Origin of the sequence: Williamsoniiplasma luminosum (assembly GCF_002803985.1) — a bacterium.
GTDB lineage: Bacteria > Bacillota_I > Bacilli_A > Mycoplasmatales > Mycoplasmataceae > Williamsoniiplasma > Williamsoniiplasma luminosum.
This window is the reverse complement of the sequence record NZ_CP024963.1, coordinates 750604-774699: the sequence shown is the minus strand read 5'-3', so window position 1 is coordinate 774699 and position 24096 is coordinate 750604. Positions and strand designations below refer to the sequence as shown.

The 24096-nt window shown below is 30.1% G+C and carries 16 protein-coding genes; all 16 read left to right on the top strand.

Translation table 4 applies throughout. The annotated features are described in order from the left end of the window. Nucleotides 1–38 precede the first annotated feature (38 nt). The 16 genes from ELUMI_RS03385 (at nucleotide 39) to recO (ending at nucleotide 24008) form a co-directional block, all read left to right on the top strand. Nucleotides 39–2159, top strand: a complete 2121-nt coding sequence (locus ELUMI_RS03385; protein WP_025734167.1) for a DUF2779 domain-containing protein — start codon at nucleotides 39–41, stop codon at nucleotides 2157–2159. After that, on the top strand, nucleotides 2146–3147 hold the full coding sequence (gene fmt / locus ELUMI_RS03380) for a methionyl-tRNA formyltransferase (protein WP_025734168.1): 1002 nt from the start codon (nucleotides 2146–2148) through the stop codon (nucleotides 3145–3147). Before ELUMI_RS03385 ends, fmt begins: the two co-directional genes overlap by 14 nt. A gap of 190 nt (nucleotides 3148–3337) precedes the next feature. Next, nucleotides 3338–3997, top strand: a complete 660-nt coding sequence (locus ELUMI_RS03375; protein ID WP_051449460.1) for an ECF transporter S component family protein — start codon at nucleotides 3338–3340, stop codon at nucleotides 3995–3997. Between the two features lie 351 nt (nucleotides 3998–4348). Beyond that, nucleotides 4349–4993 (top strand): ECF transporter S component family protein, encoded by a 645-nt coding sequence (locus tag ELUMI_RS03370; protein ID WP_025734170.1) that lies wholly within the window; start codon nucleotides 4349–4351, stop codon nucleotides 4991–4993. Between the two features lie 173 nt (nucleotides 4994–5166). After that, nucleotides 5167–5724 (top strand): elongation factor P, encoded by a 558-nt coding sequence (gene efp / locus ELUMI_RS03365; RefSeq protein ID WP_025734171.1) that lies wholly within the window; start codon nucleotides 5167–5169, stop codon nucleotides 5722–5724. Between the two features lie 8 nt (nucleotides 5725–5732). After that, the gene (locus ELUMI_RS03360) at nucleotides 5733–6032 is read left to right on the top strand and encodes an MMB_0454 family protein (protein ID WP_025734172.1); all 300 of its coding nucleotides are present in this window, start codon (nucleotides 5733–5735) and stop codon (nucleotides 6030–6032) included. 14 nt (nucleotides 6033–6046) lie between these two features. After that, nucleotides 6047–7333 carry a trigger factor gene (gene tig / locus ELUMI_RS03355; protein ID WP_025734173.1) on the top strand — a complete coding sequence of 429 codons (1287 nt, stop codon included), beginning with the start codon at nucleotides 6047–6049 and terminating at the stop codon, nucleotides 7331–7333. Nucleotides 7334–7416: 83 nt separating this feature from the next. After that, nucleotides 7417–9750, top strand: a complete 2334-nt coding sequence (gene lon, locus ELUMI_RS03350) for an endopeptidase La (RefSeq protein WP_025734174.1) — start codon at nucleotides 7417–7419, stop codon at nucleotides 9748–9750. A 51-nt stretch (nucleotides 9751–9801) separates the two neighbouring features. Beyond that, entirely contained in the window at nucleotides 9802–11037 is a 1236-nt protein-coding gene (locus ELUMI_RS03345) for a replication-associated recombination protein A (protein ID WP_025734175.1), read from the top strand. Nucleotides 11038–11146: 109 nt separating this feature from the next. After that, nucleotides 11147–13912, top strand: coding sequence for an MOLPALP family lipoprotein (locus ELUMI_RS03340; RefSeq protein ID WP_025734176.1), 2766 nt, complete (start codon nucleotides 11147–11149; stop codon nucleotides 13910–13912). Between the two features lie 22 nt (nucleotides 13913–13934). Beyond that, complete coding sequence (locus tag ELUMI_RS03335; RefSeq protein ID WP_157843910.1) at nucleotides 13935–19364, top strand: ABC transporter permease; 5430 nt, start codon at nucleotides 13935–13937, stop codon at nucleotides 19362–19364. 57 nt (nucleotides 19365–19421) lie between these two features. Continuing rightward, nucleotides 19422–19973 (top strand): DJ-1 family glyoxalase III, encoded by a 552-nt coding sequence (locus ELUMI_RS03330; protein WP_025734178.1) that lies wholly within the window; start codon nucleotides 19422–19424, stop codon nucleotides 19971–19973. Between the two features lie 28 nt (nucleotides 19974–20001). Next, entirely contained in the window at nucleotides 20002–21792 is a 1791-nt protein-coding gene (locus tag ELUMI_RS03325; RefSeq protein ID WP_025734179.1) for a cysteine peptidase family C39 domain-containing protein, read from the top strand. Nucleotides 21793–21827: 35 nt separating this feature from the next. After that, nucleotides 21828–22337 (top strand): rRNA maturation RNase YbeY, encoded by a 510-nt coding sequence (ybeY, locus tag ELUMI_RS03320; RefSeq protein WP_025734180.1) that lies wholly within the window; start codon nucleotides 21828–21830, stop codon nucleotides 22335–22337. Further along, a complete protein-coding gene (era, locus tag ELUMI_RS03315) occupies nucleotides 22327–23232 on the top strand; it encodes a GTPase Era (RefSeq protein ID WP_025734181.1) in 906 nt (301 codons plus the stop codon). Before ybeY ends, era begins: the two co-directional genes overlap by 11 nt. Before the next feature lie 8 nt (nucleotides 23233–23240). Next, nucleotides 23241–24008, top strand: a complete 768-nt coding sequence (gene recO, locus ELUMI_RS03310) for a DNA repair protein RecO (RefSeq protein ID WP_025734182.1) — start codon at nucleotides 23241–23243, stop codon at nucleotides 24006–24008. Nucleotides 24009–24096 lie beyond the last annotated feature (88 nt).

Sequence of the window (24096 nt, the reverse complement as noted above, 5' to 3'; positions counted from 1 at the left end):
GTTTTGTTTTTTATATAATTAAAGAAAGGGAATTGAAGATGGAAAAAATATACAAAACAAATCTAAGTAAAGAGGATTTTAAAACTGCTTTAACTGAATGTGGAAAAAGTGCTTGAATTTGGCACTCTTTAGATAATTTTAAAATTGCAGTTAATTTAAGACGCGATCAAATTTTTGAATATATGAGTAAAGATAAAATTGAAACCGAAGCTGATTTTGAAAGTGATGGCAAAGCCATTAATCTTTTTGAAATTTACGAATTATCACAAAAGAAGAATTTAAATGATGATGAACAAAAGATGGTCAATAGTTTTAATCAAGCTTGAACTGATGATGATGGTTTTGATCTTGCTCAATTTGCAGGTGAGCAAATTGAGGATGGAAATGCGATTGGGGAAGCGGCTCATGATTTATATGCCCAAATTAATGCCAAAGAAAATAAAAATACCAAACTGATTGAAGATTTTTCGATTGATAAATTCCAAACTGCAGAAGCTAAAACCCGAGCATTATTAGAAAATCATTATGATGATTATGCTTATTTATTTGAACCAGCTTTTAGTTATGATCAAGAAAATTTCAAAGTACGTTGTGACGTTTTAAAACTTAAACCAAACAAACATGTTGAAATTATTGAGTTTAAAGCCGTTGGTGAACTTAAAGCTCCCCACTTTTTTGATTTAGTGTATCAAGCTTGAGTTTTAGAAAAACTTGGATTTATTGTTGATAATTTATTTTTAGGACATATTGATCGCACATATATTCGTGGTGTTGAAAATCCTGAAGGATTAATTTTTAAAAAAATGATCAAAGAATGAGAAAGTAAAATTTTACCAATTGCTTTTGATGAAGCAAAAGCAATTGTTGACGAACTTCAACCATTTAAAATTCCGCCAGAGGATAACGAAATTTTAGATAAAAGTGAATATGCAAACTTTTTAATTATTGATGAAGAATATAAAAAAAATGTGACCTTTATGAGCTTGTATAATGATTTTAAAAAGGATGGTAATTTAGATCATTTAATGGTTCAATTAACAAATTTAATGGCCTATGATCAACACCAAATTTCGGCCTATTTTAAACAACCAATTTGTGAAATGTTAATGAAACATTTTCCAAAACAAGGTTTTAATTTCGCAAGTTTTAGTACCACAAATATTGCTTGTAATCATGTGATGCCGTGATTTGATAAAACTCGTGAAACGATTTTTAATTTTACGGGTTCATCAAATTTTACAGCCCATCATAAAGCTTATGCTTATTTAGAAACTGGACAAATTTACTTGGATGAAATTAAATCTTTGAATCACTTAGATTTACAATTAAGAACCGATCCAAATAAACCCTTTTTTCAACCTCAACACTTTATTCATTTTGATGTGTATAAAGAATATGCCAAAGACCCCAAGAATTTTGATTGAAATAATATTATTACCAATCATTTTCAAGTTGGTGAAGAATTAAAAAGCTATGAACAATATCCAGTGATTATGTATGATTTTGAAACAGCTAAATGAGCAATTCCCCGCTTTAATAAAATTAATAGTTATTATCAAACTCCATTTCAATACTCAATGGATGTAATTTTAAATGATCAATTTGATTATCAAAAACCAAGCACAATGGAACATCGAGAATTTTTAGCCAATGTTCAAATCGACCCACGTCCAGAATTTATTTATCGTTTTTTAAAAGATATTTTTAGTTATAATCAAGGCGTTTATGTCGCGTATAACAAAGCATTTGAACAAATGGTGTTAAAACGTTTAGCGTTTTTGTTTCCCCAAGTTGCCAAACCTTTGATGTACATTGTGCAAAACACAATTGATTTAATGAACTTTTTTAAAGGTAAAAAAGGTGAACGTGATTGGTATATTGTTTATCATCCATTGTTCAATGGAAGTTATTCAATCAAAAAAACGCAACCAGCATTAGCAGCAGATTTTACTTATGAAGATTTGACAATTAATAAAGGTGATAAAGCGAGTCAAACATTTAGAGAATATATGGATGGTTTTATTGATACAAAACAATGAAAAGAAAATATTTATCCAGATTTATTAGCATATTGTGGGCGAGATACTTTAGCGATGGTTGTCATTTTACAGAAGGTCAAAGAAATATTTGAAGAGGGTCAAAAACATGAAAAAATATAATGTTGTTTTTTGTGGTACACCAGAAATTGGGGCAACAATTCTGAAACAATTAATCCAAATGCAAGAAGTGAATTTAACGCTTGTAATTTGTCAGCCAGACAAATTAGTCGGGCGCAAAAAAGAATTGTTGCCCCCACCAGTTAAACAAATTGCTTTAGAAAATGATTTAAAAATCATTCAACCACAAAAAATTATTGATGATTTTGAAGTGATCAAACAAGCAAATCCCGACTTTATTATTACTTGTGCTTATGGTCAATTTATTCCTGAAAAAATTTTAAATTTAGCTAAAATTGAACCATTAAATTTACATGGAAGTTTATTACCAAAATATCGTGGTGGAGCTCCAATTCAATATGCAATTTGAAATGGAGAAACCCAAACGGGAATGAGTTTAATGCGAATGGTTAAAAGAATGGATGCAGGTCCTTATTTTGCTCAAAAAAAAGTGAGCATTGAACCAAGTGATGATAGCGGAACTTTATTTAAAAAAATGGGTCAAGCTGGAGCTTTATTAATTCAAGAAACTTTAAGTTTGATTGGTGAAAATAAACTCCCTCCAATTGACCAAGATGAAACACAAGCGACATTTTGTAAAAATATTTCAAGCGAAGAAGAAAGAATTAATTGAGAACAAAGTGCTTTTGAAATTCATAACCAGATTCGAGCATTAGCCCCAATTCCCAATGCGTTTACAAACATCAATGATGTGCGATTTAAAATCCATCAAGCAAGATTATTAACAGATAATGATCTTTTTCCCTTGAATCGCAAAGTGCACTTTCCCGGTGAAATTCTTTATTTTGATAAAGAAGGAATTATTGTCCAAACAGGGAGTGGTCTAATTAAAATATTAGTCATTCAAAAACAAGGCAAAAACCCAAGCAATGCTGGTGTTTTTGCGATGAACAGTCAAGAAATTGAAAATGGTGTTATGTTTGGTGATTACTTAACCAAATTAGCCCAAAAAAATAATCAAAAGGATTAATAAAACAAATCAAAATAAAAAATTTTAAATTTTTAAAACCAAACCTGAATTGAAGCATACAATTATATTGAAGTCGATTAACTGATTCTGGTTTTTAGTTAAATCAAAATCTTAGTCTTAAACTTCAAAAATTAAACAGCATCAAAGTGCCTTTAATGCTGTAAATGAATCTATATAAATGGAGGTTTTAATGATTATTTTAATAATTACATGGTTAAGTTACTTCAAAAAAATTAAATATATTGCCCAAACAGCAGTGATAACTGCTTTGTTGGTGGCTCTTGGTTTGACAACAACATGATTTCATTTTCAAATTAATGGAATTATTTTTCAAATTGCAGATGGATTATTTTTAGGTTTAATTTGTATTATTCCCGGGCCAATGATGTTAGTGGCCGGAATTATTTATCCGATGCTTTTAGATCTGATCAGTGGCGGATTTCTTTTTATTCCCGTTTCAATTCTTGTGCATGTTTTAATCTTTGTTGCTTGTAAAATGTTGGGTAAAGTAATCACTGGATATGGAGCAATTCCAATCTCTGCATTATTGATTTTTATTTATGTTCTATATGCATATTTACTAGGTTTAAATACAGGAACAGGCGATGCAAATGCGATGACTGAACTAGTTGTGGATGCAGTTCAATATGGATTTTCAGTCTTGATTGGGTTAGTGATTTTCTTCGCTTTAAATAGAAAATCATTTAAACGTTTTATTGAAAATCAAATGCCAAATCCGAATTTGGCAAAGAAACCAAATCAAGATGAACCAACTAAAATTGAACCAGAAACACCAACTTTAAAAAACAAAGATCCTGAAAAACCACCAACCGAACCAACACCAAATTAATATTAAAAAATCAAAAATTCTACAAATTCCTAACTTCCTAAAAAGCAGATAATTTGTAGAATTTTTTCCACTTTAATCACTCATTATTGGAAAAAATAAAAATAATTTGACACAAAAACACTTTTGAAAGCTATAATCATCATAGATTGTTACCTTTATTTTTTAAATAATTTTTCTCAAAGCAAAAGCTTTTTTTACGCGGAAATGTTTAAAATATCAATTTTAAGGGTAATAATGCAACAAGAGAGGGGTTGATTAAATTGTTAAAAAATCAAATCAAAAAACAAAATTTAAATAATATCGTGTTGATTATCATGAATCATCAAACAACAAAAAATGAGGTGATGGCAAATGATTAATTGAACAATTAACTGGTTTAGTTATTTTAAAAAAATTAAATATCTTGCTCAAACAGCAGTGATCACCGGATTGTTAGTGGCGTTCGGATTAACAACGATGTTATTTGATATTAGTAGTGCTCGATTTCAGGCATCAGATGGATTGTTTTTAGGATTAGTTTGTATCATTCCTGGACCAATGATGTTTATTGCTGGCATGATTTATCCAATGTTATTAGATATTATTGCTGGGGTTTTTCATTACATTCCAGCTTCAATCGCAATTCATATTTTAATGTATGTGGTTTGTAAAGTACTAAGTAAATTCATCACCCCATATGGGGCAATTCCGATTTCAGCTTCCTTTGTTTTACTTTATGGATTGTATTGATATTTTATGAATATCGGATCTGATGCTGCTTCATCAACTGCGATTTGAAAAACAATTGTCAACTCAATTCAATTAGGTGTGTCAGCTGTAATTGGGGTTGTTGTCTATGTTGGTTTAAATACAAAATCATTTAAAAAATTTATTGAAAGACAAATTCAACATCCTGATTTTTTCAAAAATCAAAATCCAAATGATTTTGATTATCAAATCTTAGACGAAAAAGAAAATTGTCTGCAAAAGATAATGCATGAAAAAGACCAAAAATAAAAAGCCCTAAAAAAATAAATTCGACAAATAATCTCACCAAACAAGAGCATCAATGAGGATGATCAAGATTGGAATTTGTCGAATTTATTTTTTATAATTTGATATTTTCTGATTCCTAAATCAAGAGAGATAGTTTATAATAATTAAAGTGTTAAAAGAAAAAAGGAGGGTTTATGAACGTTAATGATTTAAGACCTGGAACAACATTTTTATATGAAAATAATATTTATGTTGTCATTGACCAATCGTTTTCTAAAACTGGTCGCCAACAAGGCAAAGTAACAGTCAAAGTCAAAAACTTAAGAAGTGGAAGTCGTACTGAAATGACTTTCACAGGTGGAGATAAAGTTGATAAAGCAATGATTGAACGTAAAGAAATGCAATATTTATACAATGATGGTAATGATGCATATTTAATGGATGTTGGAACATACGACCAAGTTCAAATACCAATGAAAAATCTTGATTGAGAAAAAAACTTTTTAACTGATGGATTAATGATTAAAATGACTGAATATGAAGGTGAAATTCTTGGAGTTGCACTTCCAGATAAAGTTGAATTGAAAATTATTGAAGCAGAAGCTGCAGTTAAAGGTGACACAACAAGTGGGGCACAAAAAAAAGCCACTGTTGAAACTGGTTGAGAAATTCAAGTTCCATTATTTGTCACAGAAGGAACTGTTGTGATTGTCAACACAGTTGATGGCAAATATGCCGGACGTGCACAATAGGTGAGTTTATGTATATAGCAATTGAAAAAAATTCTAGGGGATCGTTGGATATGCGATTAGCTGCCTTTAATAAATTATTATTAAATGCAGCTAAAACTTCATTACCAAAAGAAATCGTCAATGTTGAAATTCAAACTGAAATTACACATGATAATTTATTATACATTTTGGTCAAAATTGTTTTGCCAAAAGGGATTTTAACCACGCATGTGAATGAAAAAAAAGTTAATCAAAATATTGAACAAGCAGCCCAACAAACATTAAACCTGAAACCAAAAAATATTGCGATTGCATATAGTAGAAATTAAAATTAGAGGAAATTATGAAATTTAAAGAAGAAAAATTAACAGAAAAAGGGTTAGGTAAATGAACTGTAACCATTGATGGAGCAGAGTGAACAAACACCCTTAAAAAAGCGGAAAACCGTGCTAAAACTGAATTAGAAATTCCTGGTTTTAGAAAAGGTAAAGCCCCAGAATCAGAAGTTAAAAAACATTTAACGCAAGCAAATATTTATAAAACAGCTTATAGAATTGCGATTAAACCAGCTTTTGATTTTGCATGAGAGCAAAAACCAACCATCGAACCAATGTCAAGCCCGGCCCCAAACCCAGTTAAAATTGACACCAAAGAATTAGTCATTGATTTTACTTTTGATTTAAAACCTGAAATTAAAATTGGAAAATATACAAACATTACAACTGTTGAAAAACCAAAAAACGATGTAACAGAAGAAGAAATCAATGATGTTATAACTCGTTACCAAGACCGTTTCGTAATGGAAAAAATTCGTGAAAAAAATGAAAAAATTCAAAAAGGTGATTCAGTTTTATTTGACTTTAAAGGATTTATTGATGATGTAGCATTTAAGGGTGGAGAATTAAAAAACCACAAATTAGTGATTGGATCAAAAGAATTCATTCCTGGTTTTGAAGACTCAATGATTGGACTTGGAATTGGGGAAGCAAAAATTAAAGTAACTTTCCCACAAGGATACAATGAAGAATTACAAGGTAAAGAAGCAATTTTTGAACTAAATGTGCATGAAATTACTCAAAGAATTCTACCAGCTGCAGATGATGAATTAGTTAAAGATTTAAATCTACCAGATATTAAAACGATTGCTGATTTTAAAAAGAAAATCAAAAACGATATTTTAACTCAAAAGCAAACTCAAACTAAACAACAATTTGTTGGAGAAATTATTGATGAAATTATTAAAGATTCAGTCATTGAATTCCCAAAATCAGCAATCGAACATCAAATCAAAGAACTGAAAAAAGACTTTGAAGACCAAGTTATTCGCAAAGGATTGACTTTAAAAGATTACAAAAAAGCAACAGGCTTAACTGATGAAATGATCGAAGCTGAAATTAGTGAAGATGCTAAATTAAATTTACAAACTTACCTAGTGCGCAATGAAATCAAAAATAAAGAAAACATTACCCCAACCCCAGAGCAAATTGACCAAAAATATGTTGAATTAGCTAAAAATTTCGGCGTTGAAGAAGATTATGTTAAACAAATCTTACCAGCTGAACAAGTTTCAAAAGAATTAGAAGCAGAATTGTTAACTAACTTCTTATTTGATAACAACGGAAAAGCCTAAAAAGGCTTTTTTAGCACTTTAAAGCAATAAGTGCTAAAAAATATGATATTATATTTTTGTATCAAAAAGGAGAACAAAAAATTATGAGCCAAAAAAATAAACTTCCTGTCTTAATTACTAGAGGTGTGTTTGCATACCCAGGCACACAACAAACATTAGAAGTCGGAAGAGCACACTCTAAATTTGCTATTGAAGCAGCAATTAAAGAATATAATTCAAAAATTCTTGTTTTAGTTCAAAAGGATTCAACCATTGATGAACCTGAAATTTCAGATACTTATGAAGTTGGTACAATTGCCACAATTGATATTGCTAAAAGATGAAAAGATGGAACATTAACCATTACTTTGAATGCAATTAGTCGTGCAGCCGTTGAAGAGATCGAACCGAACAGTCCAATTAATTTAGTAACTGTTAAAATTCCAGATACTTCTTCATCAATCACAGAAAAAAACAAAGATCAAGCAATTGCTTTAATGACTAAAATTAAACCACATTTAAGTCCGTTGCCAAAGCAAGTTGATGACTTTTTAGCGAACCCAAATATCGCATTATTCAGCACTGTTGTTGATAGTCTTGTGAATATAATTCCAACTTTAAGCAATGAACAAAAAGCAGTTGCTTTAATCGAACATGATCCGTTAAAACGTCTTCAATTTTTAATTGATACTTTTAAAACTCCAGCTGTTAAACTTGAAAATTCAACTGAAGTTGAAAATGATATTTCACGTAAAATCAAAGACCGTATGGATAAACAACAACGTGAATATTATTTACGTGAAAAACTAAGAACTATTAAAGATGAACTTGGAGATGATAGTGATGGCGATGTGATTCAAAAATACCGTAATCGTTTAGAAAATGAACCATTTCCTAAAGCAATCAAAGATAAAATTCTTGCCTCAATCAGTAAAATGGAATCAATGCAAGGGATGAGTGCTGAAGTCAATGTCGAAAGAAACTACATTGATTGAATGATGTCAATTCCATGATGAGAAAAAACTGATGATATTGAAGATTTAAAATTCGCGACTGAAGTGTTGAACAAACACCACTATGGTTTAAAAAAAGTTAAAGATCGTATTATTGAATATCTAGCTGTGAAACAAAAAACCAATGATTTAAAAGGACAAATTATTACTTTAGTTGGTCCTCCGGGAGTTGGTAAAACTTCGCTTGCGAAATCAATTGCTGAAGCCATTGGAAGAAACTTTGTTAAAGTTTCTTTAGGTGGAGTGAGAGATGAAGCTGAAATTCGTGGACACCGTAAAACTTATGTTGGTTCAATGCCGGGACGAATTATTCAAACAATGAAACGTGCCAAAGTTAAAAACCCATTATTTTTATTAGATGAAATCGATAAAATGACTTCAGATCAAAGAGGAGATCCAGCTGCTGCGATGTTAGAGGTTTTAGATCCAGAACAAAACCAAGAATTTAGTGATCACTACATTGAAGAACCTTATGATTTGGGAGATGTAATGTTTATTGCAACTGCTAACTACTTGGAAAACATTCCTGAAGCATTGTATGACCGTATGGAAATTATTAATCTATCAAGTTATACAGAAATCGAAAAAATGCATATTGCCAAAGATTACTTAGTCGAAAAAGTCTTAAAAAATCACTCATTAACCCCTGAAGAATTAGAATTTACAGATGAAGGTTTAGAAGAGTTAATTAAGTTTTACACTCGTGAAGCTGGAGTTCGTCAATTAGAACGTTGTATTCAAGCAATTGCTCGTAAATTCATTGTTAAATTATTAAATCAAGAAGTGACTGCGATTAAAGTTGACAAAGCAATCATTCATGATTACTTAGGAAAACGTTTATTTGAACATACTGATAAAGAAGAAGAAAATGCAGTTGGAGTGGTCACAGGTCTTGCTTACACTCAATTTGGAGGAGATATTCTCCCAATTGAAGTGAACTATTTCCCAGGAAAAGGAACACTAACCTTGACTGGAAAACTTGGAGATGTGATGAAAGAATCAGCATCAATTGCCTTTGACTATGTTCATGCAAACTATGAAAAATTTGGGATTGATAAAGATATTTTTGCCAACAATGATGTTCATATTCACGTTCCAGAAGGGGCTGTGCCTAAAGACGGACCAAGTGCTGGGGTAACAATCGCCACAGCCATTATCTCAGCTTTATCAAATCGTCCAGTTTCAAAAGATATTGGAATGACTGGGGAAATTACTTTAAGAGGAATTGTGTTACCAATTGGTGGATTAAGAGAAAAATCAATTTCTGCTGCTAGAAGTGGATTGAAAAAGATTTTAATCCCAATGAAAAACATGAAAGATCTTGATGATGTTCCAGATGAAGTTAAAGCAGTCTTAGAAATTAAGGGAATTGAAAAGTATGAACAAACATTTCAAGAAGTGTTTGGAAGTCAATTAACAGCTTAATTATAGTAAAATAACTAGGTAAATTACCTAGTTTTTTATTTGGAGGAAATTATGAATAAACCGTTAGCCTTTCTCTTACGACCTAACTCTGTTAAAGACATTGTTGGTCAAGAAAAAATCCTTTCCGAAAATGGGATTATTGCCAAAATGATTGAGAAGCAATTTGCCACTTCATTGATTTTTTATGGTCCTCCAGGAACTGGGAAAACCAGTCTTGCCTTAGCAATTGCCAAAGATTTAAATCTTGATTATGACCTTTTTAATGCCAGTTATGACAAGAAAGAAAAACTGGCCAAAATTATTGACAAAACCAATGATGATCAGCCGTTTATTTTAATCATTGATGAAATTCATCGCATGAACAAAGATAAACAAGATCTATTATTAGAGCATATGGAAAAAGGCAATTTAATTGTCTTTTTCACCACCACTGAAAATCCTTTCTTTGTGATTAACCCAGCGATTCATTCACGTGCGACAATTATTAAAATTGAACCAATTAATAATGCTGAAATGTTTAATTTTTTTCAAAACTTAATTAAAACGAAACGTTTGAAAATTAACATCACTGATGAAGCTTTACAATATCTATGTCAGATGGGGGTCGGAGATTTAAGAAGTGTGATTAATCATTTAGAACTTTTAATTAATTTATACCCTGATCAAGAAATTACTTTAGATTTTATTAGTCAAATGATTCCGTTGGCCAAAATTAAAGGCACTGGATATGGGGATGATTTTCATGATTTAAAATCAGCTTTGCAAAAATCAATTCGGGGCAGTGATGTTGATGCGGCTTTACATTATTTTGCCAGATTAGTAAAGATTGGGGATTTTGAAACTTTAATGCGTCGCATGGTGATTATTGCTTATGAAGACATTGGTTTAGCTAATCCCAATGTTCCAATGCATGTGTTGCAAGCAACCAATGCTTTTCGTCAAATTGGGGCTCCAGAAGGCATTATTCCCTTAGGGTTAGCGATCATTGAAATGAGTTTAAGTGAAAAATCTAACTCTGCCTATCTTGCAACAACAAAAGCAATTAATGATGTGGAAAATGGGATGGTTTATAATATTCCCGACCACTTAAAGGATACTCATTACCAATCAGCTAAGAAATTAGGGCATGGAATTGGGTATAAATATGCCCATAATTATCACAATGATTGGGTCGAACAACAGTACTTACCAAATGAGATTAAAAACGTTAAATATTACAAACCAAAACAAAGTTCAAAATACGAAACAAAACTATGAGAACTTTACGAAAAAATGAAATATAATTAATAAGATTGAGAAAATCAATCATAATCATTGTTATCTTTTAAACATAACATGAGATTTAAATTCAATTGACTTTTTTATTAACTTTTGGCTAAACTAGGAGGAATCACAGATGCTTAAAAAACTACTAATACTTCTTGGTACAACTTCGATTATGGCAGCTTCTGTAACTGTTGTTGGTTTTTCTTTTGCAAATAAAACTTTAGCTTCGATTGAAGCTAAAGTTAGAAACTATATTAATATTTCTTCAACAGTTGCTCGTGGGGCAATTGTGGGTCAAAAAAAAGATGCCAGAGATGGTAATGGGGCAGGAATTGCTTTATCTTATGCTGGTAGTTATATGAATGGTCAAAAACTTGGGGATGTTGTTGATGGTGATTTGGGAAATCTTAAAGATATTAAAGTTTCACAATTATTATCAACAATGTTTAATGAGGTGAATGTTGCTAAAAATCCATACACAGTTGCCAATTGAGGAAGTTTTAATAATCATGTAGATCCAGATGTTGGATTAAACCTTGAAAAAGATGGTGAAAAAATTGATGTTAATAAAGGGATCACTGGTAAAAGTTCATTTGCTGACACTTTTGGATTGATCACTGGAGTTTTATCGATGTTGTTATCAATTGATTTTGATGGTGGTGCTAATGCTCCATTAATTGAATCGTTGTTGTCAACAAGTTTAGTTTCAGGACCTATTAAAGGCATGATGGGTGATGAAACAGTTGGTTCAAGTATTTTAGAAAAACTAGATCCAATTATAAAAGGTGGTTTAACTGGTAAAACATTGTTTCAACAACTTAAAGATGCTATGAGTGAAGATGATTTAACAAATCCTGAAACATTAAAATTCGGAGAAGTTTTTGTAATTAGAACAAAACAATTTTGACAAGGCTTAGCTGAAATTTTATTTAGCGGAACAAAAACATTTGGTCCTGACCAAGAAAAAGCAAAAACAGAGTATGACAATTGAATGACATACGTTGCGAATAAGGGTGCTGAAGCCATATTTGGAACTGAAGATAAAATTAATGTGGCATTTAATTGAATGACAATTGATGGAATTACAAAAATTATTAGATATTTAAGAACTTTATTAGTATATGTTCAAGAATTTCAAAAATTAGCAGATAAATTACCAATTGATAAAATAATAGATCACAATCACTTATTTTCTATAGATATAGATCAAACAAATGGAAAAGTTGCAGCTAATATTTGAAAAGAAGGATTGTATATAAATCCCAGTGATGTTATTAATAACGGTTCTAATCAAATAAAGGCATCAAGTGGATATGTACGATGAACTAAAACAGGAAATACTTATGCTCAAGTTATAAATTTCCAACAGGTAGTTGGACTTTTACAAAATTTACTTTCTTATGATAAAGAAGACTCTAAAGGTTTTGCGATGGAAAGAGTTCTATTTTCAACTTTATTTGGCAATACATTAGATAAATATAAAAAGAAAATTGGAAGTGCTAAAACTCCATTTTGGGATTTAATTGCAAATCCATTATTAACTGAGCTTGTAAAAAGTTTATTGGGAAATTACTCTTGGGCATGACCGATATTAAAAGGTATATTAGATTGAGATAATACATTATATTCAATTCCTATGATGCTGGGATCTAATTTTGGTTTTTACGACAAAGTAAATACATATACATCTACTGGTTCTATAAAAGAATTGATTGATAAATTATTTATCGATATACCATTTGGTATAGGCAAACCGATAGCATTAGTCTTAAATTTAGTATTTAAAGATGATCCGGACAAACAAAAAAAAGCCGAAACACTTATTGAAAATTTTAAAAATGAAGTTGATGAAGATTCAAAAGAAGAACTTGCTAAACAAAAATTTGGCAATATTTTCAAGCAATTATTTGATGGTAACTTAATTGACCAAATTGCCCCAATCATTGAAGGAATAGCTGGTATTACCATACCTAAAGGACTTAATATTAAAAAAATATTGTCAACTCCAATTGATGTTATTTTAAAAAAACTAGGTTTAAACATTTTTGATGATGCTAATTTCTTGTATGGATTAAAAGAAAAGACATTAACAGATCTTATTGATGCTGTCGCTAGCGAATTTGAAGTTGTTCGAAATAGAAGAATGCTAGAAAGTCAAACTTATTTACTAAGTTTGGGAACTGTTAATACACTTCTAGATTCTTTAACAACCAAAGTTAAATTTGATGGATTTAAGACTGATGTAACAAAAAATAAATTTATTATAGACAATCTTAACACCCATGATTGAGACATTATTTCAGGGGCCATGATTGGATTGGCTTATGGAGTTGGAGACGTTTCAAAAGAAGTAACAGTTACACTTAAACCAATCAACGCCGAACCAATCAAATACCAAGGCAAAACAATAGATGGTGCATCAATTCCGACTTGAATTTTAGGTGTCCAAAAAATTGAGGGTAAAGGTATGCTTAATTTCCGAGAAGGATCAATATTAGATGGTCTTCAAAAATTCTATGGACATAACTCAACTGAAAACCAAATCATTAAAAATGGTAATAAAAAATCAATTACTAAAACGGTGTCAGCAATCACATATTTATCTGGATGAATTGCTAACACTTCACTTGTTCAATATGTGGAAAAAAATATTGCTCCCTACTTTAAAAAAGAATTATGAACCACACAATTAATTGATTATGAAGGCATGGATTCACCAACCTTAAAAGGATTGATTGAATATTATCTAAAATATAAAAATCCAGACAATGGTAAAATAACCAAATATAAAGTTACCTTAATCAAGGATGCTTGAGAAAGCCAAGCTTCAATTCAACATAATTGAACAACCAACACACCACATTGAATTATTAGTTCAATCGTTAGAGAAGATTAAAAAAAAGAAAGGAAATCATCATATGAAAAGTAAACCATTCATTTTCTTATTGTTAAAACAAGGATTTAAAGGTGTTTTTAAATTTAAAGCCCAATTTATTATTATTTTGATTTTGACTTTCCTTTCAACTTTAATTTTAGGGGTGTCGATTTCATCAACTCGAAACATGCAAGCTTCATATGATAATGTTGTTGGTAAAGTTGAAAAATTTAATTACCAAGCAAGTACAGAAATCGGGAAAGACGCAGCTTTTCAAAACGTTGATGTTAAAGATTTTAAATCAATGCCTACAATTGATTTTAATAATAATGACTTTTCTTATTTTTGAACAGGACAACCTGGAGATAGTACACTTAAATCAGCATTTAATCTTAAATTGTATGCAAAAGAGGGTGAATCACAAACCTATGTAACAAAAGTTACTCAAAGTCCTGAATTCATCAATGTTTGAAATGAATTTATAAATGATGATGCTAATGGATTTAGAATTATTGCTTCACGTTTATGAACAAACCAATTATTTTGAGACCTTCATAACTATACTACAAATGATAGAGATGAAAAAAAACATTCAGATTTAAGTTATTTAGAAAATACTGCTATTTTAAAAGCTTATTTAAATAGTCCAGATTCATTTAAATTTATTAAAAACTATACCGAAGAATTATATGATAAATCAAAAATTTACAAAAAAGAAACGAATGATAATCAACAAATAATTGTTATGAACTCTGGTTTATTTGATCTTACATTTTTTAATCAACTTTCAGTTAAGGAAAAAGAATTAATAAATTACGCAATAGTGATTAATGCTCAATTAGGACAATGAATACGTTCAACAATTGAAGAATTTCTTTCACCCAAACCAGCTGAAAACTTGATCAAAAAAACATATGACCAAGCAGAAAAATATGCGTTCATTTTTGGTGTTCCATTACGAAACGCCAAAAATGAACTAAATACCAAAGCATGAACTGAGGATAAATATGTGACAAATTTACAAAATATTGGAATTGGTTCAATAATTTCAGCAGATACAAAAGCAACAATTGAAAAAGAAACAATTCAAATTGGAGAAACTGTACAAACTCAAAATGAATTTGATGCCAAAGTTAAAGAACAAATTCTTAAGAAAGGTTTTAAAGGAATGATTATTCCTTTAGTTGTTAAATTTGAAAATGCACTAGTTCAACCAAACTCAGTTGAACCATTAACAACAACTGATCCTGATCAAAAATTTAAAGTGGAAAAGATTCAGTTCGCACCAGGTTTTAATAGTCATATCTTTTCAATGTTAGGAAGCGGTGATACCAAAACACCAATCTTTCAAAGGGTCGAAATTTCAAGTGAATTTTATGATCTAGCAATGCAAGATTACACTTTTTGAAATAACATGGATTACTATAATGGGGTTTTCGAAAGCATTAAAGCTTCAATGTTGCAATATCACATTACCCTTGATGCACTTGCTAGTGGCTTTGCTCCAATTTTCCGAAAAGAAGCAATTATTTTTGACCATAATACTAATAATAAATTTAGAGTTGTGGTCCAAAATTCATTTGATGCCAAAGCAGCTAATTTTACGCTTTTAAATGGAACTGCTCCGAATGCAATTGGTGAAATTACAATTTCTGAGCAATTTGCCAAAGCAAATCATGTTCTGGTTGGCGATTATATTTATGTTGGGCAAGCCTATCTCCAAGTAACTGGTTTTGCAACCGATGCATTTTCATACTTTCCAGCAGCCGATCCATCATTTCCAATGCCTCAACCCAAAACTGAAGCAATCATTTATGCAAGTGCTGACACTGCTACGTTAATTAAATGAGGAGATGGTTCTGGTTCTGTTTCTCAAGATAATACTTCTTATACTTTCAATTACTTTTTAACCCCGCTAAAAAATAATCAAAAAGAAACAATCCCATTAACCCAAAAATTAAATTTATTCAAAGCCTTTCAAACAGATTTTGAAACTGATTTACAAACAAATAAATTTAATATTACAAATTTAGGTAAAGATAAAGTTCGTTCATATTTCAATCCAATTGATTTTGATAGTTCGAATTATAGACTTAACTGAACTTTACTCCCAACTGTTTTGAATATCATCAAAGCAATTACATATTCAGCAAGTGCTATCATTGCAATCATCGCAATGATTGCAATGGTCATTAATATTCGAAAAACAATTAATTTCAATGCCAAAGAAATTGGGATTTTAAAAGCGATGGGAACATCTCCCGAAATGATTTCAAGTCTTTATTTGGCAACCAGTATGATTATGTGTTTGGTTGTGATTCCATTAGCTTGATTACTTGCCATGGGCTTACAATTACCGATGACATATTTAATTGCTGATTATTTTAGTATGCCAACTAATCAAATTTTAGTGGATTGAGTTTCAATTGTTATAGCCCTAGTTGTGATTGGAATTGGTTCAATTATTGTTTCATTTATTACAGCTTTAATGGTGACCAAAAAACCAGTTATTGATATTTTACAATCTCCAGTTAAATGAACCAATTCCAAATGATTAGATAAATTAAAATTTGGTAAATTTTCTAATGCTTCATTTAACTTAAGATTCAGTTTAACTTTAACTAGTTCTGGAAAAAAACCAATCTTCTTATTAGTCTTTGTGGTGGGAATGACTTCGTTTTTAATCTCTGGAGCGCTTGCTATTCCATCAATTGCCAACAATGCGGTGAATGCTTTTTATAAATCAGTGAAATATGCTAACTCTTATGATAATGTTGACCCAATTGCCAATGCACCACTTTCTAAATTAGCAATTAACTACACCACAAACCCAGAAGAATTAGACAAAGATTGAACAAAATCAAATCTAAAATTAGATGCTCAAACAAAACAAGGTTATGGATATTACAAAACAACTGATGCTTATTCACAATCCAATTCTCAAACTTCACCACTTCCACGTTATACTTACTTTGAACCAAAAACACAATTAAAAGCGGATGGTAAAAGTGTTGATCAATATGTGAAATATTCATACGATCACATCTTAAAAAACCCAGGTCAATTCTTGTCCTGGGTGGGAAATATTTTTGGAAATAACTTCTTTACAGTTGTTGGTCAAACATTTAATATTGGTTTGGTTGATCAATTTACTGGTTTGATTTTAAATTCTAAAGAAGCAAAAATTAGAGAATGGTTAGGTACTGAGTACAACCGAGAAGATAGTCTTGATACGAATAAACAAAAAATGGCCTTTCAAATTAGTTCAGCATTAACTAATTCGCTTCCAAGTATTATTAATGCAATTATGGGAAGTATCAACAGTGGTTCAAGTTCAAGTATTACTGGAGCTGATTGAAAAGATAAAGTGATTAATGTGATTATGGCCCAAGTCCCCCCATACATTAAGAGTTATATTAATAAATCTCCATCACGTTTAGAACAATTTGGAGTTTCATATAACGTTGAACAAATAACTCCGAAAAAGGAAACTTTAATCACAACTGTTAAAGCAAAAACAGATAAATATGATGAAATTTCATTGACTGGATTAGATGCTGCCCAAGATGCTTTTGTTTTAAAAGACAAACAAAAGCAAGCTTTATTTTTAGGAAGTGAAGAAATTAATAAAATTGAAAAGATTTTAAAAGGTGACACAAACATTGATTCATTTAAATTTGACGATTTTGAAGTTTGAAATAAAGAAAAAAATGAATTGACCATTCCCATGATTGGGAATGCTCAATCGGTTGCTGCTTACAATTTAAAACAAAACGACACGCTTAAAAATATTTCAACAACAACGCGTCAAATCACTTTCCGTAATAAAGAAAATCAATATAATGTCTTACCAAAACAAGCTTGAGTTTATGATGATTCAGATTTTATGAATTCAAATCTTTATCAAAAACCTTTAGAAACTTTAACAGGAAAACCATCAGACCAAGATAAAAATTATCAAAAAGCTGTTGACAGCAACTTTGCAATTTTAAAAGAACAAACTTCAGTTGACCTTCAAAAACATTATTTAGATATTTATCAATTGGATAATGCTAAGTTTACTTATAACGATCTTTACAATGAAAAAATAAGTGATGTAGGTGTCATGCCACCCAAAACATCTTTAGCTGATTCGGCATATTTGTTTAATGCTTTTGGTTTTGATGATCAACAAATTTCAAGTTCATACTTAAGACCATATTACAAATATGCCAATATTCAATTAATGATTCCAGATACTAAAATTGATGATAAGTTTCTAGATCTTCCTGGAACAAGACCTCAAGATATTCCTCAAAATGATAAATGAGTGAAAAAACATGTTCCTCAAAATCAAATTCCAGAAAGTGTTCAAAACGCTTGAGGAAATCCGAATGAAACTTATACTGTCATTCGACCTTATACACTAGATTATAAAAAAGAACATGGTCAAGGTTTAGATCGTTTGGTGGATGGAACAAATTCTCCATATTGATATCGTTATGCTTTTGACCGAAATGAAACCACTCAAGGTGCATTATGATATGATGAAAATCAAAAAGTTGATTATGCAAATTCAGAGCTTAAAATTAATTTAAAAAATATTAGTACAATTGAATCTTTTGATACGAAACTTTTATTGATTGATCAAGGAGTTGCAAACGCAATTAAAGGTTATTCAAATGGAAGAACTTATGGATACACTAATCATTTTTATCAATCAAGAAAAGGAGAAATTGATGATCAAACTGGTGAAACAAGACCTTGAAAAGATAAATTGATGACTTATGATTTTAAAGAAGCAAAAGATGATGTTTATGTTGAAGGTGAGGCTTTAAACAACATTACTTATATGCCAAATGCCCTTGAAAATACCAAATACGCAGCTCGTCAATGACATACAGGAAAATTATCAAATATTGAAGAACCAGTTGGAATTACAAATGGGGTTTCATTCCAAACAAGACCAAACATTGGCCAATATAGTCTTGGATTATTATCACCAAGTGGATTTAATTTAGGTGTCAGTGTGGCTAATCAAAAATTATTGAGCACGCAAAAAGCTTTAATTAATCAAATTTATGCTTTAGCAATTGTTTTAGGAATCTTGTTAATTGTTGCGATTGTCCTAACAGCTTCCTTGCTAATTATGCTGGTGGGAGATATTTATATTACTCAATATAAAAACTTCATGATTTTAATGCGAGCATTGGGATATTCAAATTTCCAAATTCAAATTTATGCCTTTGGGGTTGTCTCGACTGGATCATTAATGGTTTGAGTGCTCGGAACGGGATTAGCTTGAATCGTGATTAGTTCCTTTGTCTTTGGACTTTCCCGATTTGGTCTAGCCATTCCTTATGGATTTAGTTGGTGACCACCATTGTTGTCATTTGCGATTACGGCAATTTCTTTTGTTGGCGCATTATGAGTTTCATCGAATAAAGTTCGCAATGAACGCGTTTCAGGATTGATGAATAATTCACAAGAATAGCACAAGAAAAACATCAAGTGATGTTTTTCTTTTATAATTATTGTAGAGGTGATGATAATGATTAAATTAGCAATATTACTCCATGATGGATTAGAAGAAACAGAGGCAATTGCCACAATTGATATTTTAAGAAGAGCCAAGATTACTGTTGAGATGGTTGCGGTGCATGATTTGTTGATCAAGGGTTCACACCAAATTAATTTTATGGCTGAAAAAACCCTTGATCAAATCCAAATCGATGATTATGACGGGTTAATTATTCCTGGTGGGGGAGTGGTTGAGCACTTATTAACAAAAGCAAACATCATCGATTTGATTAAAACTTTTTATCAAAAAGATAAAGTTATTGCCGCCATTTGTGCAGCTCCCCAATTGCTGGGAAAAGCTGGAATTGTTGATCATAAAAAGATTACACATTTTCCCACTTGCGACAATTTTTTAGACCATGCCAAAATCGATTTAACCCGACCAGCAATTACGGATGGAAAAATTATTACTGGGCAAAGTATCGGGACAGTAATTCCGTTTGCCTTAGAAATTGTTAAATATTTCCTTGGTGAAACAGCAAAAATGCAACTTGAAAGCGAAATGGTGGTTAATTATTCATAATTTTTCCTAATCTATATAGGGGAAACTTATGAAGTATAAATTTATTAATCAACAAGATTACGAGGATTGTGGTTGAGCTTGTTTGGCGATGATGATTGAACATCATCAACAAAAGCGCTTTTCCTTATACGAATTAAAAAACAAATATAACTCAAACAAAAATGGTTTGAGTTTCTTTGATTTATCAGCAATTGCTCAATATTTTAAATTAGAAGGTAAAGGTTATGAAACTAATCTGGAAATGTTAGAACAAAATAATCACCAAATGCCGTTTATTTTAAATGTGACAAATGATTATGGGGCTAGTCATTTTGTGATTATTAACAAAATCGAAAACGGTCAAGCCTATATTTCTGACCCTTCAAAAACCCATCCCCAAGTTTTGAATATGGAACAACTCAATCAAATTTTTTTATCAAAGGTGTTAATTTTTCGCAAAAAAGGTAAATTCAAATTTCAACTCAATAAAGAAAAAATTTGATTAAGTTTAAAAAATGAAATTTTAAGTTTAATTTTGCTTTCGATTTTGTCAATTGCTTATAACTTTCTTTGGTTATGAACGAGTCGGTTTGTGATGGAATTTTCAACATGAATTACGAATCAAAAAATTGATTATTCAACTTTTGCAACATTTGCTCTCATGGCGCTTGGGTCGATCATTTTAGAATTTATTTATTATTTAATTCAGACTAAAATTTTTAACAATTTTTATTTGAAAATTTTTAAACAAACACTGGCAAATTTGAAATATAAAAATAAAGGAATTGAAGATTTGGTGATCATGGATAGTCTCAAGGAAATGAACGATTATCTTAAAATTAATTTTTTGATGATGGAAACATTGATCAATTTATTTTCCCTTTTCACAATTGGGATTGTTTGTGTGATTTGAATATGAAACATTAATTCTTCACTAGTTTTCTTTTCGTTATTAATGTTGTCGATTTTGTTATTAGTAAAATTTATTTGTAATTTAACAACAGATAAATTTCAAGACAAAAAACAATATCAAGAAAAAAATACAAATCAAAATTTAGGTCAATTCGTCAAAAATTATAAGTTAATTAAAGATAAACGAATTGACCAAAATTTAGGCAGTCAAGTTTTAGATAATGTTTCATTAAATTCCAAAATTAGTAATCAAATCCAAATTGTGACAACCACTGATAATTTATTTCATAAACTGATGAATAAAATTATTTACTTCTTATTGTTTGTCGTTATGTTCACGCTCATGAAAATCGGTTCGTTAAACTTTTTTGACGTCATTTATGTTTCGATTTTAAATTCATTTTTGTTGAATTTAGCAATTCAACATCTAAACCCATTAATGAATTTATTTATCAAAAGAAAGAACTTTCATCTATTTGAGAATTATTTTTTGGACCATAAAAAATCTACTTTTCAGATTACTCAAAATCAAGAAATTAACCTTCCATCAGAAATAGACGAAATATACAACCAAGCAAATAATAGTGATGAAATTTTTATTCTGACAAATAATGATCAATTGATTTTTCCAACAATTCCTGAAAACATTTTTCTGGGTAACAAAGAAATCGATAAAGAAGTATTTAACAAATTAGATTTAATTAATCTTTTAAAAGCAAATGAGATGGAATTGATGATGGACATTAGGGAATTGAACAATAAACAAAAGCAATTAATTAATTTTCTGGCGATCTTTTTTGCCAAAGAAAAATATTTTCTTTTAATTGAACCTTTAAATTTATTTTCTCAAGCAGAACAAAGAAAATATTTGGATTTATTTGAACAATTACGAATTGATTGCAAGTACATTTATTATTCAAATAAATAAGCATGTTATAATTAATAAAAATTAAAGAGGTCTTAATGCTAAAAATTTCATTTCAAAATCAAACTAGTACAGAAATGCAAGAATATCAAAAATTAGCTAAAAAAATAATTGTCTCGGCCGTTAAAATCCTTGAGTTAAAAAATGAAAATTTAAATTTATCGATAAATTTTATCGATGAGCAAGAAGCTCAAAAAATGAATTTGGAATATCGCCATAAAAATTATATTCCAGACGTCATTTCATTCCCAATTGAAATGACCAATCAAGAAGTTGAGGCGTTAGGTTTTCGAGAAATTGGGGATATATTTATTTGCTTTGCTGAAGCACAAAGAAAAAGTATTAAATATCAACATACAGTTGTTGAAGAAATGGGATTTTTATTTGTTCATGGTTTCTTACATCTTTTGGGTTTTGATCACGAAACGAATCTTGATGATGAAAAAGAAATGTTTGACTTGCAAACAAAAATATTATTAAAAAATAAAATAAATTATGAAATCAAATTTATTGAAGAAGATTATGAGGTAAAAGAAAATGAGTTTTAAAAGTGGATTTATATCAATCGTAGGGCGTCCAAATGTTGGTAAATCAACCCTAATTAATAAAATGATTGGTCACAAAATTTCAATTGTAACTAATAAAGCCCAAACAACAAGAAATAACATCCGAGGAATTCTGACCAAAAAAGATGAATACCAAATGATTTTTATTGATACACCAGGTGTGCATACTTCTAAAAAAGAACTTGACCGCTTTATGAATGCTTCAGCATTGAAATCAATGAAAGATGTTGATATTGTTATCTTTTTAGTTCCGGCCGATGAAACAATTGGGACCAATGATAAATTCATTTTGAAACAACTTGAAAAACAAGATGTGATCAAATTTTTAGTGATTACTAAATCTGATTTAGTTTCAAAAAATGAGTTATTTCAAAAAACTCAAGAATGAAACGAAATGGTTAATAATGATTTTGAAGAAATTATTATTATTAGTTCGACAAAAGACGTTAATGTTGACCTTTTAAAAGATTTAATTTTAAAACATTTACCTGAAAATGATTATCAATTTTATGATGAAGACATGGTCACTGACCAACCAAATAGATTTGCAATTAGAGAAATCATTAGAGAAAACATCTTATTTAAAACTGGTCAAGAAATTCCGCATTCAGTTGCAATCTTAATCGATGAATTAGAAGAAGATGAGTCAACAATTAATATTGTGGCCACAATTGTTGTTGAGCGAGAAAGTCAAAAAAGTATTATCATCGGTCAAAAGGGAAGCAAGATCAAAGACATTAAATATAAATCAAGAAAAGAGCTAAAACAGCTTTATGAAAAAAATATTGAATTAGATTTGTTTATTAAAGTCAAAGAAAACTGAAGAAATTCACCAAGTTTAATTAAAATGTTGGGATATGATAAAAATAAATATTAGAGGTTTTTATGTCAACAACATCGTTTAAAGGAATTGTTTTAAATTCAATTGATTATGAAGATAATCACCAAGTGCTTACAATTTTTAGTGATAAATATGGCAAAATTGGAATGGTCGCTTTAGGGGTTAATAAACCGGCCTCTAAAAATAAATATGCTTTGCAAACTTTTAATTTGTCTGAATTTGAAATTTTCAAATCCAGACAAAGACATACACTTTCAAAATTAAAAACAGCAATTCTAATTAAAGACCATTTTGAAATCACTAAAAATTATGATAATTATATGTATGTTTCAGCAATTGGTAAGATAATTGAGCAGGCAACTTTAGACAGACAAAAAAATTTTAGAATTTATACAATTTTGTTAAATTTACTGGAAAAAATCAATTTGAATGAAAACCCATTTTCCAATTTTGTTTTAACATTATTCAAATTGATTCAATTCTTTGGTGGGGATTGAATCTTGAATCAATGTTATAGATGTTATCGTTCATACAAATTTTATCGTGCATTTAATTTTGAAGATTATGGATTGGTGTGTCCAAATTGTGTGAGAGAAGATGATCCAATTCAATCAGCTGAATTTGTGAGTTATATCATGAAATTAAAAACAACAAATGTTGAAACAGAAGAAATCCAAATTGTTCCGATTAAATATCATATTTACCTTGTTAAACATTTGTTTAATTATTATGAGCAAACATTAGGAATTTGAAATCCGATTTTAGAGCAAATTAAAGAGAAAGAATTTGTCAAAAACCTTAAAAACGTATAAACTTATAATAGGTTGACAAAACACCTATAAGGTCTAAAATCACCTTAGTATGTTGGATGCAAAAAAGGTCGTCAAGCGACTTTTCTTG